Source organism: Streptomyces sp. Tue6028 (assembly GCF_002300165.1).
Classification (GTDB): domain Bacteria; phylum Actinomycetota; class Actinomycetes; order Streptomycetales; family Streptomycetaceae; genus Streptomyces; species Streptomyces siamensis.
In genome coordinates, this window is the sequence record NZ_MLCE01000031.1 from 12,028 (window position 1) to 27,555 (window position 15,528).

A 15,528-nucleotide genomic window follows, 5' to 3' on the forward strand; every position below is an offset into this window, starting at 1 on the left:
AGGTCTCCGGGCCGGAACGGTTCGCCACCCGACGGAGGCCTACGGTCCGGATATGACCGTGTCATCCCCGGAGGCCGTCGTGACGGCGCGCACGCGCCCCGACCGCCCGGGCATCACCGAACTGCGGCTCGCCGCCTTCGCCGTCCACCGCCGTGTCCGGTTCCCGCTGGGACCGCTCACCCTCGTCACCGGTCCGAGCGGCAGCGGCAAGACCGCCGCCCTGCGGGCGTACGAGGCGTTGGCGCGGCTCGGCGGCGGCGCGGAACTCGCCGAGGTGTTCCCCGATCCGGTCACCTGCGTGCCCGAGACGGCCCGGCCGGACGCCCAGCGACGGCGCGGATTCCGTATCGGCTGCACGGTGGACGGCCCCGAGGGCCCGGTACGGCTCGACGTCGCCGTGCAGGCCGAGCCCGAACTGCGCGTCGTGGGCGAGCGGTTGACGGTGGACGGGCGGATCCTGCTGGAGACGGCCCTGCGCGACCCCGGCCGCCGGTCCGTCCAGGCGGCCTGGCACACGGGGGGATCGTCCGCGGTGACCAGGGGACCGCTCCCGGACGACCGCCTCGGCACCGCGCTGCTGCCGTTGCGCGTCGCGGGCCGCACGGACGGCGAACGCCAAGTCCTCGCCGCCGCCGAACAGATGGTGCTCGCCCTGCGGTCCGTCTACGCCTGCGCGCCGAGCCCTCGGCGCATGCGCGCGCCCGCACCGGTCGGGCCGGGACGACTCCTGGGCGGCTGCGACAACCTCGCCGAGGTGCTGTGGCGCACGCGTTCGGAGTGCGCCCACCGCTACGCGCACCTGGTGGCGGCGGTACGGGCCGGATGCGCGGGCCCGGTCGCCGACGTGTCGGCCGAACCGCTCGGCGACGGCACCGTCCGTGGACTCCTCGACCGCGGCGACGGCGTGCGCACCCCGCTCGGACTGCTCGGCGACGGCGAACTGCGCTATCTCGCGCTCGCCCTGGTGCTGCTCACCGGGCCCGGCGTGCTGGAGGTCGACCAGGCGGGCGAGGTCCCGCAGGCGCTCCAGTCGCTGACGGTCCTGGCCGACGGCTTCGACCACTGCCTGGACGCCCGGCAGACGCAGGAACTGGTGCGATTGGCGGTGCGGATGTGCGAGCGCGGGCACATCCGGCTGGTGGGCGCCGTGAGCGACGCGTCCTGGGCCCGCGGGCTGCCCGGCGTCTCGGTGGTAGACCTTCGGTCGTGACGAGAACGGACGCACCGAAGGTGGGACTCTGGCCGTGACGGACGACCTGAACGTGGCGAAGCTCCAGCGCAGACTGGCCGAGTTCGCGGCGGCCCGGAACTGGCAGCCGTTCCACACCCCCAAGAACCTGGTGGCCGCACTGAGCGTGGAGGCCTCCGAACTGGTCGAGATCTTCCAGTGGCTGACACCGGAGGAGTCGGCCCGGGTGATGGACGACGCGGACAGCGCGCACCGTGTCACCGACGAGGTCGCCGACGTCCTCGCGTATCTGCTCCAGCTGTGCGAGGTCCTCGGCATCGACCCGCTCTCCGCCCTCGACGCCAAGATCGACCGCAACGAGCGGAGGTTCCCGGCGCCGGGGGAGAGGTGACGGAACCGGCCGGCAAGCCGCTTCGTCACTCTATGAAGTCATTGAGTCGGCTTCCATCAATTCCGTGTCCACAGATTTCGGGCTTCCTCTGGCTTTTCGTCCCACAGACCCTCACTCTGGGTAGTGAACAACGGAGTTCGGGCGGACGTGCGAAAAGCGCGTCGGGACAGACGGGGGCAGCGCATGGACGCGGTGCGGCTCATCGTGACGAGCAGGCGTGCCCTGGCGGAGAGCGGCGACACCCCGGAGGTGATGACGGAGGCGTGGCAGGCACACGCCCTGGCTCAGGCGATAGGCAGCCGCTTCGCCGTGTCGGGGCCTCCGGAACTACGGGGAGAGGCCCTGGGGTTGACCGAACTGGCGGGCCGGGGCTGCGGGGTCCTCGGCGCGCCCGCTCTCGACCTCGGGGCACTGCGCGCCGCCCAGCTCTCCGAGCTGGGGGACGCCCGGGAGTCGCTGCTGTGCCTGGGGGCCCTGCTCGGCGAGGTCGGCATCGCCCTCGTCACCGTCGCCTGCGCGGCGGACGACGAGGGCACGTACTGGCAGTGCATGGAGGCCATCGACGCGGCCGACGAGTCGCGGGACCGCGTTCTGGAGATGCTGCGACGGCTGGCGGTCAGGGACCAGAAGGCGGTGGTGGAGCGGGACCGGGCCGCCGGGTAGGCGCTCACGTCCCACCGCCGTGCGGCGGCGGGGCGGCGCCCCCGCGGGGGTGTCGGGCGCCGTCCGGCCCGTCCACCGCACCGGCACGGTCCGCCACCGCGCCCGGAGTTGACGGCCATTCACCCCGCAGGGAATGCCCGACGCCGGCCGGTCGAGCTGGAGTCGACCGCGTGGGCCGGTCGAGCTGGAGTCGACCGCGCCGGCCGGCGCAGCCGGATTCGACCACGGCCCTCGGCGCCGCGAGCTACACCAGCCGGGGCATCACCTCGGAGGCGATCAGCTCCAGGTGGTCCAGGTCGTCGAGATCCAGCATCTGGAGGTACATGCGCTGCGAACCCACGGCCTGGTACCGGGCGATCTTCTCGACCACCTCCGCGGGAGAGCCCGCGAGCCCGTTCGCCTTCAACTCGTCGACATCGCGCCCGATGGCGTCCGCGCGGCGCTTCACCTCCGCGTCCGTCCGCCCGACACATGCCACCAGCGCGTTGGAGTACACCAGATCGTCGCCCTTGCGTCCGGCCTGCTCGGCCGCCGTGCTCACCCGGGCGAACTGCTGCTCCGTGTCCGCGACGGAAGCGAAGGGGATGTTGAACTCGTCGGCGTAGCGCGCCGCGAGGGCCGGAGTGCGCCTCGCCCCGTGACCCCCGACGAGGACGGGCACCTTCGACTGCGTGGGCTTCGGCAGCGCGGGCGAGTCCTTGAGCTGGTAGTACTTGCCGTCGAAGGAGAAACGCTCACCTACGGGCGTGGTCCACAGACCGGTGACGATCGCGAGCTGCTCCTCCAACCGGCCGAACTTCTCCTTGGGGAAAGGAATGCCGTACGCCTCGTGCTCGGCCTCGTACCAGCCGGCCCCGAGTCCGAGCTCCACACGGCCGCCCGACATCTGGTCGACCTGGGCGACCTGGACGGCCAGGACGCCCGGGAGACGGAAGGTGCCCGCGGTCATCAGCGTGCCGAGCCGGATCCGGCTCGTCTCACGGGCGATACCGGCCAGGGTGATCCAGGCATCGGTGGGGCCGGGAAGCCCGTCGACGGAACCCATGTGCAAATAGTGATCGGAACGGAAGAAAGCGTCGTAGCGCAGGTCCTCGGCGGCCTTGGCGACACGGAGCAACGTCTCGTAGGTCGCGCCTTGCTGCGGTTCTGTGAAGACTCGAAGATCCATCCACCCATCATGCACCGGTCACAACAACCGCCCCGCCGCGAACCGCTGGCGCCCGGTTCACAGTCGTGAAGGAGTCCGCACGCGGGCGGAGGCAGCGGGTCCGGGGAAAATCCCGAGTCTGCCCAGGATGTTCACTGTACGTTGTCAGGGCGCGCCGAAATGCGTCGCATCCGACCACGTTTCCGCAGCTCAGAAGCTGCTTTAAGGCAGACCCCCGTGTTCCTGACGATCAGTACCACCGGTACCCCAGAACGCCCCGCCACCGACCTCGGCTTCCTGCTGCACAAGCATCCCGACAAGGCGCAGGCGTTCTCGACGTCCTACGGCACAGCGCACGTCCTGTACCCACAGGCGTCCGACGAGCAGTGCACCGCCGCGCTGCTGCTGGAGGTCGACGCGGTGGCACTGGTCCGGCGGGGCAAGGGCAAGGGACGCGGCGGCGCGCCCGACGCCGCACTCGCGCAGTACGTCAACGACCGTCCGTACGCGGCCTCTTCGCTGCTCGCCGTGGCATTGAGCAGCGTGTTCTCCAGCGCGATGAAGGGCCAGTGCGCCGCCAGGCCGGAGCTGCCCGCCAGGCCGCTGCCGCTTCGGATCGAGGTGCCCGCGCTGCCCGCGCGCGGCGGTGCCGAACTCGTACGCAAGCTCTTCGAACCGCTGGGATGGACGGTGACGGCCGAAGCCGTCGCCCTCGACGACCACTTCCCCGAGTGGGGCGACTCGCGCTATGTGCGCCTGGTGCTGGAGGCGGCGGACCTCACGCTCGCCGAGGCCCTGCGCCACCTCTACGTCCTCCTCCCCGTGCTCGACGACGCGAAGCACTACTGGGTGGCGTCCGACGAGGTCGACAAGCTGCTGCGGGCCGGCGAGGGCTGGCTGCCGGACCACCCCGAGCAGAAGCTGATCACCAGCCGCTATCTCGCGCGCCGCTGGTCGCTGACCCGCCAGGCCAACGAGCGTCTCGAACTCGTCCGCCTCGCCGAGGCCGACGACACCGACGTCGCGGAGATCGACAACGCCGTCGACGAGGAGAGCGACACGGAGGAGAAGCCGGTGCCGCTCGCCGTGCAGCGGCGGGACGCGATCCTCGCTGCCCTCGGCGCCGGCGGTGCCGCGCGGGTCCTCGACCTCGGCTGCGGGCAGGGGCAGTTGGTGCAGGCGCTGCTCAAGGACGTGCGGTACACCGAGATCGTCGGTGTCGACGTGTCGATGCGCGCCCTCACCATCGCGTCGCGACGGCTCAAGCTGGATCGCATGGGCGAGCGGCAGTCCTCGCGCGTCAAGCTCCTGCAGGGCTCGCTCGCCTACACCGACCGCCGCCTCAAGGGGTACGACGCCGCCGTGCTCAGCGAGGTCGTCGAGCACGTCGACCTGCCGCGGTTGCCCGCCCTGGAGTACGCGGTGTTCGGATCCGCGCGTCCGAGGACCGTCCTCGTGACGACACCGAACGTCGAGTACAACGTCCGCTGGGAGACGCTCCCCGCCGGACACTCCCGGCACGGCGACCACCGGTTCGAGTGGACGCGCGAGGAGTTCCGCACCTGGGCCCGCGAGGTCGCCGAACGGCATGGCTACGCCGTGGAGTTCACCCCCGTCGGACCCGAGGACCCCGAGGTGGGGCCGCCGACCCAGATGGCCGTCTTCGCACTGACCGCAGACGCCCCGTCCCCGAAGGAGGAGAAGGCCGCATGACGCACGACGACACCACCACCCCCGGGCGGGTCCTGCCCGTCACCGACCTCTCCCTCGTGGTGCTGATCGGCGCTTCGGGCTCGGGCAAGTCGACCTTCGCCCGCAAGCACTTCAAGCCCACCGAGGTCATCTCCAGCGACTTCTGCCGCGGGCTCGTCGCCGACGACGAGAACGACCAGAGCGCGAGCGGCGACGCGTTCGACGTGCTGCACTACATCGCGGGCAAGCGCCTCGCGGCGGGCCGCCGGACCGTCGTCGACGCCACCAACGTCCAGCAGGAGAGCCGCCGCCAGCTCGTCGAGCTCGCCAGGAAGCACGACGTGCTGCCCATCGCGATCGTGCTCGACGTGCCCGAGGACGTCTGCGCCGCGCGCAACGCGGCTCGCACCGACCGCGCCGACATGCCGCGCCGCGTCATCCAGCGCCATATCCGCGAACTCCGCCGCTCGCTGCGCCATCTGGAGCGGGAGGGCTTCCGAAAGGTCCACGTCCTGCGGGGCGTGGAGGAGGCCGAGGGCGCCGAGGTCCGTACCGAGAAGCGGTTCAACGACCTGACCCACCTCACCGGCCCCTTCGACATCATCGGCGACATCCACGGGTGCGCCTCGGAACTGGAGAGCCTGCTCGGCAAGCTGGGATACGTCGACGGCGTCCACCCGACGGGCCGCACGGCCGTCTTCGTCGGCGACCTCGTCGACCGGGGGCCCGACACCCCGGGCGTGCTGCGCCGCGTGATGTCCATGGTCGGCTCGGGCAACGCCCTGTGCGTGCCCGGCAACCACGAGAACAAGCTCGGCCGCCATCTCAGGGGCCGCAAGGTCCAGCACACCCACGGACTCGCCGAGACCATCGAGCAGCTGGCGGGGGAGAGCGACGAGTTCGTCGTGGGCGTACGGGCGTTCCTCGACGGGCTGGTCAGCCACTACGTCCTCGACGGCGGGCGGCTCGTCGTCTGCCACGCGGGCCTGCCCGAGAAGTACCACGGCCGTACCTCCGGCCGGGTGCGCTCGCACGCGCTGTACGGCGACACGACCGGCGAGACCGACGAGTTCGGGCTGCCGGTGCGCTACCCGTGGGCGGAGGACTACCGGGGCCGCGCGGCCGTCGTGTACGGCCACACCCCGGTGCCCACGGCCACCTGGCTGAACAACACCATCTGCCTGGACACGGGAGCCGTCTTCGGCGGCAAGCTCACCGCGCTGCGCTGGCCTGAGCGCGAGCTCGTCGACGTACCGGCCGAGCGGGTCTGGTACGAGCCGGCCAAGCCGCTCGCCACCGAGGCGCCCGGCGGACACGAGGGACGTCCGCTGGACCTGGCGGACGTGCACGGCCGCCGGGTCGTCGAGACCCGGCACGGCGGACGCGTGTCGGTCCGCGAGGAGAACGCGGCGGCGGCCCTGGAGGTCATGAGCCGTTTCGCGGTGGACCCGCGGCTGCTGCCGTACCTGCCGCCGACGATGGCGCCGACCGCGACCTCGCACGTGGAGGGCTACCTGGAACACCCCGCCGAGGCCTTCGCGCAGTACCGGGACGACGGGGTCCCCCGGGTCGTGTGCGAGGAGAAGCACATGGGCTCGCGCGCGGTGGCGCTGGTCTGCCGGGACGCGGCGGCGGCACGCGAGCGCTTCGGTGTCCCGGGTCCGTCCGGTGCGGGAACGACCGGTCCCACGGGGGCCCTGTACACCCGTACCGGCCGTCCCTTCTTCGCCGACGACACCGTCACCGAGGAGATCCTCGGGCGGGTGCGGGCCGCCGCGACGGAGGCGGGGCTGTGGGAGGAGCTGGAGACCGACTGGCTGCTGCTCGACGCCGAACTGATGCCGTGGTCGCTGAAGGCGTCCGGGCTGCTGCGCAGCCAGTACGCCGCGGTCGGCGCCGCGTCCGGAGCCGTGTTCCCGGGGGCGCTGGCCGCGCTCGAAGGGGCGGCGGAGCGTGGTGTCGACGTGGCGGACCTGCTGGGCCGCCAGCGCGAGCGTGCCGCGGACGCCGAGGCGTTCACGGAGGCGTACCGGCGGTACTGCTGGACGACGGAGGGACTGGAGGGCGTCCGGCTGGCGCCGTTCCAGATCCTCGCGGTGCAGGGCCGCAGTCTCGCCGGGCTGCCGCACGACGAGCAGCTCGCGCTCATCGACCGCCTCGTGGAGAACGACGGGAGCGGGCTGCTGCAGACCACCCGGCGGCTCTTCGTCGACACCGGTGACCCCGAGTCGGTGCAGGCGGGTGTCGACTGGTGGCTGGAGATGACGGGCCGCGGTGGCGAGGGCATGGTCGTCAAGCCGGTCGGCGCGGTGGTGCGCAGCGAGCAGGGACGGCTCGTGCAGCCGGGCATCAAGTGCCGTGGGCGTGAGTACCTCCGGATCATCTACGGCCCGGAGTACACCCGCCCCGAGAACCTCGCACGACTGCGCGGCCGCTTCCTCAACCACAAGCGGTCGCTGGCGATCCGCGAGTACGCGCTGGGGCTGGAGGCCCTGGACCGGCTCGCGAACGGCGAGCCGCTGTGGCGGGTCCACGAGGCGGTGTTCGGAGTCCTGGCCCTGGAGTCCGAACCGGTGGACCCCCGTCTGTGACGGGTACGCACCCGACTCCCGGGGGCCGGGGCCTCGGCCCCGGCTTCCGGCGCGCGTTCCCGTCCTCGCAGACCGGACGGGCCGGCCGCTCGGCCGCACTCCGTGCGCGGGCGGCCGGGGCGGCCCGGGCGCCGGAACCATGTCGTGGTGGCCCGGCGTCTCCCAAGTGATCAACCGGAGGAGTACGCCCAGTGCGGATCTACATCAGCGCCGACATGGAGGGCATCACCGGACTCGTCGACGCCGACGACGTCCAGCCGGCCGGCCGGGACTACGAGCGGGGCCGGCTGATGATGGCGGAGGACGTCAACGCCGCCGTCCGCGGCGCCCTCGCCGCCGGTGCCACCGACATCGTCGTCAACGACGCGCACGGCCCGATGCGCAACCTGTTGCCCGAGGCCCTGCACCCGGCGGTCCGCCTCGTCCGCGGCAAGCCCAAGCAGATGGGCATGCTCGAAGGCCTCACCCCCGGACACGACGCCATGATCGGTGTCGGGTACCACTCCCGGGCCGGAGTGCTCGGCGTGCTCAGCCACAGCTTCATGGGGCACGAGATCGAGGACATGTGGCTGGACGGGCGCCCGGTCGGCGAGATCGGGCTGGCCCACGCCACCGCCGCGGCGATCGGAGTGCCCATGGTGGCACTCACCGGCGACGACACCGCCTGCGACGAGGCGACCGCGTGGGACGACTCCGTCACCACTGTCGCGGTGAAGTACGCGCGGGACCGCTTCGCGGCCCGGCTGCGCCCGGCCGACGAGGCGCGCGAGGCCATCGAGAAGACCGTCACCACAGCCCTGTCGGCCCACGCGGTACGGGCCGAGCCGACGCCCCCGTCGGGACCGCAGGCCCCCCGCGAGCTCACCGTGCGCTGGCAGTCGGCCTCCGTGGCCGCCACGCTCCAGGGCATCCCCGGAGTCACGGTCACGGACAGCCGGACCGTCCGGGCGGAGGGTCAACTTCCTTCCCTGTACCGGCTGTTCGGCGTGTGGATGCGGGTGGCGGCGTCCCTGACAAACCAGCCGCCGTACTGCTGACGGGACGTCGCGGGCAGCCTGGGCACCGTCCGTCGTGGCCCGCCCGCCCCGGCGTCATCCCACCAGCCGCAGCCGCACCCCCGCCACCCCCACCCGCACCGTCTGACCCCACACCAGCTCCAGGGCGTCGCCCTCCATCCCGTCCCCGAACGCGATGAGGCGGTCGGACTCCACGGTCAGGGACAGGCGGTCGGACGCCGTGAGGTGGCCGGCCACGAGTGAGGTGCCGGTGGCCGGCGACGGCCAGGCCTCGCGGACGAACCACAGCAGGCGTTCGTCCGTGGGGCCGGGCAGCGTCAGCTCCCCGCCCCGTTCCTGCCACACGGAGCGGAGCCAGCCGCCGGTCCCCGTCCCGGTGCCCACCAGGACCCCGGAGGAGGCCTGGGGCTCGACGGCACCCCCGTACTCGTCGAGCCCCAGCCGGTAGCGGGCCGTCTGATGGCCGGCGGCTCCCAGATAGATCTCGTTCAGCGCCACCAGGCGCTGCGTGTCGTCCGCGACGGCCTCGACCATGGTCAGCTCGTCGGCCCGGCTCCGGTGCGCCGAGGCGAGCAGCGCCGCCGCGTCCCCGGAGCGGTGCCGCACCAGTACCCCCGGGTTGCGCCCCGGGTCCGAGTCGATGCCGATGACGGGCTGTCCCGCGAGGTACTTGGCGACGTTCGCGACGAGCCCGTCCTGGCCGACCACGACGACCACGTCCTCCGGGGCGAACAGGAACCGGTCCAGGTCGCCGCGTTCGACCCGGGCCTGACGCCACGTCAGCGGGATCGCGGCCACCACACCGGCGAGCGCCTCGCGGTCCCGCCGGTGCCGCTCGGCCACCTCCGCGATGTCGCGCCCTCGGGAGGAGAGGAAGAACGCCGCCTGCCCGTGCGTCCCGTGCCGGGCGACGAGCTCCTCGTACTCCGTGGTCCGATGGACGAGGACCACCCGGTGCGCGAGGCTCACCGTTCGTCCCCGGCGTCCGGGTTGCCCAGCTTGGCGAGCAGCCCCGTGAGGACGTCGGGCGACACCGTGACGCTGTCGATCCGCGGCAGGTTCTCCGCGAGCCGGGTGCCCGTGAGGGCGTGCAGCGTGCTGACGTCCACGTCCGCGTGGACCCGCAGCCAGGCGGCCTGTGCCTCGGCCCGGGCCGCGCCGACCTCGCGTTCGGCCTGCGCCTCGGCCCCGGCGAGCCGCACCTTGCGGGTGGCTTCCGCCTCGGCGAGGCGCAGCGCGCGGGTGGCCTCCGCCTCCGCGAGCCGCACCGTCCGCGCCGCCTCCGCGCCCGCCCGCACCGCGTCGGCGGCCGCGTGCTCCTCCGCCTCGCGCCGCGCGTTGGTGCCGCGCTGGTCGACCAGCTGCTCCTCGCGCCGGGCGAGTTCGATCTGGCTGGCGAGTTCGTTCTCGGCGATGGCACGTTCGCGCTCGACGGCGACGGCGCGGCGCTCGTACGTCGCCTTGTCGGCGTCCTGCTGGATCTGCTCGCGGGCCGGGGTGCGCAGCGCCCGCTCCACCTCGGGCTCCGGGCGCAGGGCGACCACGCGGACGGCCACCACCTCGATGCCCGTCGCGGGCAGCCGGGGCTCGGCCGCGAGCCCTCCGGCGATCCGCTCCCGCACCGCGGCGACGCCGTCGACCAGGGCGGACGCCAGCGAGGTACGGGCCAGGACGTCCAGCGCGTGCTGCTGGGCCGTCTCGGTCAGCAGCGAACCCAGCTGTTCCAGGGGGGTGCCGCGCCAGGCGCCGGTGTCGGGGTCGATGGAGAAGTCCAGGCGGGCGGCGGCGATCGCGGGGTCGACGACGCGGTAGGTGACGGTCGCCTGGACGGCGACGTCCTGGAAGTCGGAGGTGCGGGCGTGGAACGTCATGGCCAGCTCGCGGTCGTCGACCGGGACCTCGGAGAGCGCGGCGGTCAGGGAGCGGTACCAGAAGCTGAGCCCGGGGCCGTCGTGGACCAGCCGGCCCGACCGGTGGTGCCGGACGTGGGCGGTCGGCGCTCCGCGCAGATGGCGCCAGCCGAACCGGCGCGTGATGTCGGCCATGGGAAACCCCCTCGTCGTCGGGCGTGCCCCGGGCGGGGATGATCTCCCGCTGCCGTACGCCCGTCGTCCACTCCTCGTTGTCGTCAGTGAGACGATAAAGGCGGGGGAGGCTTATCGTCAAGAGGACGAAATGAATGCGTTCGGGCTCGTGCGATCGGCGGGTGAACGCGCGTCCGGATGGTCAGGATGGAGGCATGGGATTCCAAGTCGACTCCGAGGCCGGGCGGCTGCGCCGCGTCATCCTTCACCGGCCGGATCTTGAGCTCAAAAGGCTCACCCCCAGCAACAAGGACGCCCTGCTCTTCGACGACGTGCTCTGGGTGCGCCGGGCGCGCGCCGAGCACGACGGATTCGCGGACGTCCTGCGCGACCGCGGGGTCACCGTCCACCTCTTCGGTGACCTGCTCGCCGAGACGCTGGAGATCCCGGCGGCCAGGGCGCTCGTCCTCGACCGGGTCTTCGACGAGAAGGAGTACGGGCCGCTGGCCACCGACCACTTGAGGGCCTCGTTCGAGACCCTGCCCGCCCCCGAGCTGGCGTCCGTCCTCGTCGGGGGGATGACCAAGCGGGAGTTCCTGGACGTCCACCCGGAGCCGACCTCCGTGCGCTTCCATGTCATGGACCTCGACGACTTCCTGCTCGGGCCGCTGCCCAACCACCTCTTCACCAGGGACACCTCGGCCTGGATCTACGACGGGGTCTCCATCAACGCCATGCGCTGGCCGGCGCGCCAGCGCGAGACCGTGCACTTCGAGGCGATCTACCGGCACCACCCGCTCTTCCGTGACGAGGGCTTCCACATCTGGTCGGAGGGTCAGGCCGACTACCCGTCCACCATCGAGGGTGGAGACGTGCTCGTCATCGGCAACGGCGCCGTGCTCATCGGCATGAGCGAGCGGACCACGCCGCAGGCCGTCGAGATGCTCGCGCACAAACTCTTCGCCGCCGGCTCGGCGCGCACCATCGTCGCCCTCGACATGCCCAAGCGGCGGGCCCTGATGCACCTCGACACCGTGATGACCATGGTCGACGGCGACATCTTCACGCAGTACGCGGGCCTCGGCATGCTCCGCTCGTACACCATCGAGCCGGGCGTGGAGGACAAGGAGCTCAAGGTCACCGACCACCCCCCGGAGCACATGCACCGCGCGATCGCCGCCGCGCTCGGACTCAATGAGATCCGTGTGCTGACCGCCACCCAGGACGTCCACGCGGCCGAGCGCGAGCAGTGGGACGACGGCTGCAACGTCCTCGCCGTCGAGCCGGGCGTCGTCATCGCCTACGAGCGGAACTCCACCACCAACACGCACCTGCGCAAGCAGGGCATCGAGGTCATCGAGATCCCGGGCAGTGAGCTGGGCCGCGGCCGGGGCGGGCCGCGCTGTATGAGCTGCCCGGTCCAGCGCGACGCCGTATAGGAGGCCGGCGCCTGCGGTATGGCGGGTCGGGACGCCGCGTATAGGAGGTGGGGGCATCGTGGAGGGAGTGCCGTTGCCACGCACGAGGAGGCAGGGCGCCGTATAGAAATGCTGAGTGTCGTATAGAATTCCAAGGTCCTCGTCTTCGTAACCCTGGAGCGCCCCCATGGCGACAGTCCCGACCGCCCTCGCCGGCCGCCACTTCCTCAAGGAGCTGGACTTCACCGAGGAGGAGTTCCGCGGACTGATCGAGCTGGCCGCCGAGCTCAAGGCGGCCAAGAAGGCGGGGACCGAGACCCAGTACCTGCGGGGCAGGAACATCGCGCTGATCTTCGAGAAGACCTCCACGCGCACCCGCTGTGCGTTCGAGGTGGCCGCCGCGGACCAGGGTGCCTCGACGACCTACCTCGACCCCTCCGGCTCGCAGATAGGGCACAAGGAGTCCGTGAAGGACACCGCCCGCGTCCTCGGCCGGATGTTCGACGCCATCCAGTACCGGGGGGACAGCCAGGCGTCCGTCGAGGAGCTCGCCGCCTACGCGGGCGTGCCCGTCTACAACGGCCTGACGGACGACTGGCACCCCACCCAGATGCTCGCCGACGTGCTCACCATGACCGAGCACTGCGCCAAGCCGCTGGACGAGATCGCCTTCGCCTACCTGGGCGACGCCCGCTTCAACATGGGCAACTCGTACCTGATCACCGGCGCGCTGCTGGGCATGGACGTCCGCATCGTCGCCCCGCGGGCCTACTGGCCCGCCGACGAGATCGTCGCGCGCGCCCGCAAGCTCGCCGAGCGCAGCGGCGGCCGCGTCACGCTGACCGAGATCCCCTCCGAAGGGGTCGCCGGCGTCGACTTCGTCGCGACCGACGTCTGGGTCTCCATGGGCGAGCCCAAGGAGGTGTGGGACGAGCGCATCGGCGCCCTGTCCCCGTACGCAGTGACGATGGACGTCCTGCGGCTCACCGGCAACCCCGCCGTCAAGTTCCTGCACTGCCTGCCCGCCTTCCACGACCTCGGCACCAAGGTCGGCCGCGAGCTGTACGAGACCCACGGCCTGGACTCCCTGGAGGTCACCGACGAGGTCTTCGAGTCGGCGCACTCGGTCGTCTTCGACGAGGCGGAGAACCGGCTGCACACCATCAAGGCGATCCTCGTCGCCACACTCGCCTGACCGCGGGGCCGGTCGCGCCCCGCGGCGCCCTGGTCCCGGCACGGCCCGCGCCGTGCATGCCGCCGGCCCCGGTGTCACCCGATCCGCGCGTGGAGCCCCGGCCCCGGCGGTACGCGCGCCGCGCAGGGCGCCTCCGTCCGGCGGGGCCCGCGAGACGTGTCGTACGCCGGTCGGGAATGCCGACGCGTCTCGCACACCGGCCCGACCTGCCCGTACCATCCTCGACGGCCCCGGAACCACCCCTTCCGTAGCCGTCGCGCGGACAACCCAGCCGCACCCGCACCACCGAAATGAGCACCACCCGCATGCCCGCTCCCACCCTCAGGCCCACCCGCCGCGTCAAGTCCCCCGAGCTGCTGATCGCCGAATCCGGCGCGGACCTCGACGGGCACGGACTCAAGCGCACCATGGGTCTCTTCCAGCTCATCTGCTTCGGCGTCGGCGCGATCGTCGGCACCGGCATCTTCGTCGGCCTGTCCGACTCGGTCGCCCAGGCCGGACCCGCCGTGGTCGTGTCCTTCATCCTCGCCGCCATCACCTGCGTCTTCACCGCGTTCGCGTTCGCGGAGCTCGGCGGCGCGATCCCGGTCTCGGGCTCGTCCTACTCCTTCGCCTACGCCGGACTCGGCGAGGGCACCGCCTTCCTGGTCGGCTGGTGCCTGCTCCTGGAGTACGGCGTCTCCGTGTCGGCCGTGGCGGTCGGCTGGAGCCAGTACGTGAACGAACTGCTCGGCAGCCTCACCGGCGCCCAGCTTCCCGCCGCGCTCTCCGCGGGCCCGTCGGACGGCGGGATCGTCAACCTCCCCGCGGTCATCGTGATCGCACTGGCGTCGGTCCTGCTGGTGCGCGGCGTGCGCGAGAGCGCGCGGGCGACCGCCACGATGGCCGTGCTCAAGCTCGTCGTCCTCGTCGTGTTCTGCGCCGTCGGCTTCAGCGCCTTCCAGGACGGCAACCTCACCCCGTTCTCCCCGGCGGGACTCGGCGGCATCGGCGCGGGCACCACCGCCGCCTTCTTCTCCTACATCGGCTTCGACGCGATCACCACCGCCGGCGAGGAGGCCAAGAACCCGCGCCGCAACATCCCCATCGCCATCCTGGTCTGCATCGGCCTGGTCACACTGCTCTACTGCGCGGTCGCCCTCGCGGCGATCGGCGCCATCGGCGGGGACGAGGTCGGCGGCCGCCCCGCCGCGCTGTCGTACGTCGTGAACGAGGTCACCGGCTCCTCGGTCGGCGGCGGGGTCATCGCCTTCGGCGCCGTGGTCGCCATCGCGTCGGTGGTCCTCGCGGTCATGTACGGCCAGACCCGCATCCTCATGTCGATGTCCCGCGACGGCCTCATCCCGCGGGTCTTCGAGCGGGTCTCCCCGAGGACCTCGACGCCCGTCGCCGGCACGCTGATCGTCGCGATCGTGTTCGCGATCCCCGCGGCCTTCGCGTCCCTGGACTCCGTGGTCAACCTGTGCACCATCGGGACCCTCGCCGTGATGGCCGCCGTGAACATCGCCGTGATCGCGCTGCGCCGCTCGGAGCCGGGCCTGGCGCGCACGTTCCGGGTGCCGCTCTACCCCGTCGTGCCCCTGCTCGGCGTGGGCTTCTGCCTCTACCTGATGTACGAGACGGGCTGGACGACCTGGATCCAGTTCGCCTGCTTCCTCGCCGCCGGACTCCTGGTCTACGTGCTCTACGGGCGCCGCAACTCACGGCTGGCGGCCCGGGCCGCGGCGACGGCTACGCAGGCCGTCGCTGACGAGGTACCACAGGCAGTCTGAACCAGACCGCCTTGCCCGTGTCGGTGGGGCGGTGGCCGCAGGACGAGCTCAGGGTGCGGATCAGCAGCAGACCGCGCCCGTGCTCCTGCCAGGGGTCCGGCTCCCCGACCGGGTGGGGGACCGTGAGGTGGCCCGGCGGCGCCGGGTCCGGGTCGTGCACCTCGACCCGGCAGCCGGTCGGCAGCAGCTCCACGACCAGCTCTATGGGGCCGGTGCCCGCGGTGTGCTCCACCGCGTTCGCGACCAGCTCCGCGGTGAGCAGCTCCGCCGTGTCGCTGTCGGCCGCGTGCTCCAGCTCGGCCAGTGCCGTCCGCACCAGAGCACGCGCGACGGGCACGGCCGCGACGGTGTGCGGCAGCGCGATGCGCCAGGAGGCGGGGGCCGGGGTGTCGTGCAAGGCGAGTCCGTTCATGGAGCAGCCTGTCCTGCT

At 72.2% G+C, this 15,528-nt stretch carries 13 protein-coding genes; 9 read left to right on the forward strand and 4 right to left on the reverse strand.

What is annotated here, in order from left to right:
- The first annotated feature begins 52 nt into the window (after positions 1-52).
- The 3 genes from BKI49_RS28750 to BKI49_RS28760 all read left to right on the forward strand — a co-directional run bounded on the left by BKI49_RS28750 (position 53) and on the right by BKI49_RS28760 (position 2,243).
- Complete coding sequence (locus tag BKI49_RS28750) at positions 53-1,210, forward strand: AAA family ATPase (RefSeq protein WP_095937177.1); 1,158 nt, start codon at positions 53-55, stop codon at positions 1,208-1,210.
- A 34-nt stretch (positions 1,211-1,244) separates the two neighbouring features.
- Positions 1,245-1,580 carry a nucleotide pyrophosphohydrolase gene (locus tag BKI49_RS28755; protein WP_095937178.1) on the forward strand — a complete coding sequence of 112 codons (336 nt, stop codon included), beginning with the start codon at positions 1,245-1,247 and terminating at the stop codon, positions 1,578-1,580.
- Between the two features lie 183 nt (positions 1,581-1,763).
- Positions 1,764-2,243, forward strand: a complete 480-nt coding sequence (locus BKI49_RS28760; protein ID WP_028802231.1) for a DUF6099 family protein — start codon at positions 1,764-1,766, stop codon at positions 2,241-2,243.
- 244 nt (positions 2,244-2,487) lie between these two features.
- Here BKI49_RS28760 and BKI49_RS28765 read toward each other — a convergent pair whose 3' ends face one another.
- Positions 2,488-3,411, reverse strand: a complete 924-nt coding sequence (locus tag BKI49_RS28765; protein WP_095937179.1) for an LLM class F420-dependent oxidoreductase — start codon at positions 3,409-3,411, stop codon at positions 2,488-2,490.
- Positions 3,412-3,627: 216 nt separating this feature from the next.
- Here BKI49_RS28765 and BKI49_RS28770 point away from each other — a divergent pair, with 216 nt between their 5' ends.
- From BKI49_RS28770 to BKI49_RS28780, 3 genes are all read left to right on the forward strand, one after another.
- Positions 3,628-5,103 (forward strand): 3' terminal RNA ribose 2'-O-methyltransferase Hen1, encoded by a 1,476-nt coding sequence (locus tag BKI49_RS28770; RefSeq protein WP_095937180.1) that lies wholly within the window; start codon positions 3,628-3,630, stop codon positions 5,101-5,103.
- Positions 5,100-7,673, forward strand: a complete 2,574-nt coding sequence (locus BKI49_RS28775; protein ID WP_095937181.1) for a polynucleotide kinase-phosphatase — start codon at positions 5,100-5,102, stop codon at positions 7,671-7,673. The genes BKI49_RS28770 and BKI49_RS28775 overlap by 4 nt, the downstream gene beginning before the upstream one ends.
- A gap of 191 nt (positions 7,674-7,864) precedes the next feature.
- Positions 7,865-8,710 (forward strand): M55 family metallopeptidase, encoded by an 846-nt coding sequence (locus BKI49_RS28780; RefSeq protein WP_095937182.1) that lies wholly within the window; start codon positions 7,865-7,867, stop codon positions 8,708-8,710.
- Positions 8,711-8,764: 54 nt separating this feature from the next.
- On the opposite strand, the gene BKI49_RS28785 is transcribed toward BKI49_RS28780, so the two are convergent.
- Together BKI49_RS28785 and BKI49_RS28790 are read right to left on the reverse strand one after the other, a co-directional pair.
- The gene (locus BKI49_RS28785) at positions 8,765-9,658 is read right to left on the reverse strand and encodes a hypothetical protein (protein ID WP_095937183.1); all 894 of its coding nucleotides are present in this window, start codon (positions 9,656-9,658) and stop codon (positions 8,765-8,767) included.
- A complete protein-coding gene (locus tag BKI49_RS28790; RefSeq protein ID WP_095937184.1) occupies positions 9,655-10,734 on the reverse strand; it encodes an SPFH domain-containing protein in 1,080 nt (359 codons plus the stop codon). The genes BKI49_RS28785 and BKI49_RS28790 overlap by 4 nt, the downstream gene beginning before the upstream one ends.
- A 194-nt stretch (positions 10,735-10,928) precedes the next feature.
- Between BKI49_RS28790 and BKI49_RS28795 the strand changes: the two genes are divergently transcribed.
- From BKI49_RS28795 to BKI49_RS28805, 3 genes are all read left to right on the forward strand, one after another.
- Positions 10,929-12,152: an arginine deiminase gene (locus BKI49_RS28795; protein ID WP_179332612.1), complete on the forward strand. Its 1,224-nt coding sequence runs from the start codon at positions 10,929-10,931 to the stop codon at positions 12,150-12,152.
- 166 nt (positions 12,153-12,318) lie between these two features.
- Positions 12,319-13,326 carry an ornithine carbamoyltransferase gene (gene argF, locus BKI49_RS28800; RefSeq protein ID WP_095937186.1) on the forward strand — a complete coding sequence of 336 codons (1,008 nt, stop codon included), beginning with the start codon at positions 12,319-12,321 and terminating at the stop codon, positions 13,324-13,326.
- 305 nt (positions 13,327-13,631) lie between these two features.
- Entirely contained in the window at positions 13,632-15,098 is a 1,467-nt protein-coding gene (locus tag BKI49_RS28805; RefSeq protein WP_095937187.1) for an amino acid permease, read from the forward strand.
- Here BKI49_RS28805 and BKI49_RS28810 read toward each other — a convergent pair.
- A complete protein-coding gene (locus BKI49_RS28810; RefSeq protein ID WP_095937188.1) occupies positions 15,058-15,510 on the reverse strand; it encodes an ATP-binding protein in 453 nt (150 codons plus the stop codon). The genes BKI49_RS28805 and BKI49_RS28810 overlap by 41 nt on opposite strands.
- Positions 15,511-15,528 lie beyond the last annotated feature (18 nt).

What these genes read in the sequence shown, in the direction of transcription:
- BKI49_RS28760 (WP_028802231.1), top strand. Translation starts at nt 1,764, where the DNA reads ATGGACGCGGTGCGGCTCATCGTGACGAGCAGGCGTGCCCTGGCGGAG.
- BKI49_RS28765 (WP_095937179.1), bottom strand. Translation starts at nt 3,411, where the DNA reads ATGGATCTTCGAGTCTTCACAGAACCGCAGCAAGGCGCGACCTACGAG.
- argF (WP_095937186.1), top strand. Translation starts at nt 12,319, where the DNA reads ATGGCGACAGTCCCGACCGCCCTCGCCGGCCGCCACTTCCTCAAGGAG.
- BKI49_RS28805 (WP_095937187.1), top strand. Translation starts at nt 13,632, where the DNA reads ATGCCCGCTCCCACCCTCAGGCCCACCCGCCGCGTCAAGTCCCCCGAG.
- BKI49_RS28775 (WP_095937181.1), top strand. Translation starts at nt 5,100, where the DNA reads ATGACGCACGACGACACCACCACCCCCGGGCGGGTCCTGCCCGTCACC.
- BKI49_RS28750 (WP_095937177.1), top strand. Translation starts at nt 53, where the DNA reads ATGACCGTGTCATCCCCGGAGGCCGTCGTGACGGCGCGCACGCGCCCC.
- BKI49_RS28795 (WP_179332612.1), top strand. Translation starts at nt 10,929, where the DNA reads ATGGGATTCCAAGTCGACTCCGAGGCCGGGCGGCTGCGCCGCGTCATC.
- BKI49_RS28810 (WP_095937188.1), bottom strand. Translation starts at nt 15,510, where the DNA reads ATGAACGGACTCGCCTTGCACGACACCCCGGCCCCCGCCTCCTGGCGC.
- BKI49_RS28790 (WP_095937184.1), bottom strand. Translation starts at nt 10,734, where the DNA reads ATGGCCGACATCACGCGCCGGTTCGGCTGGCGCCATCTGCGCGGAGCG.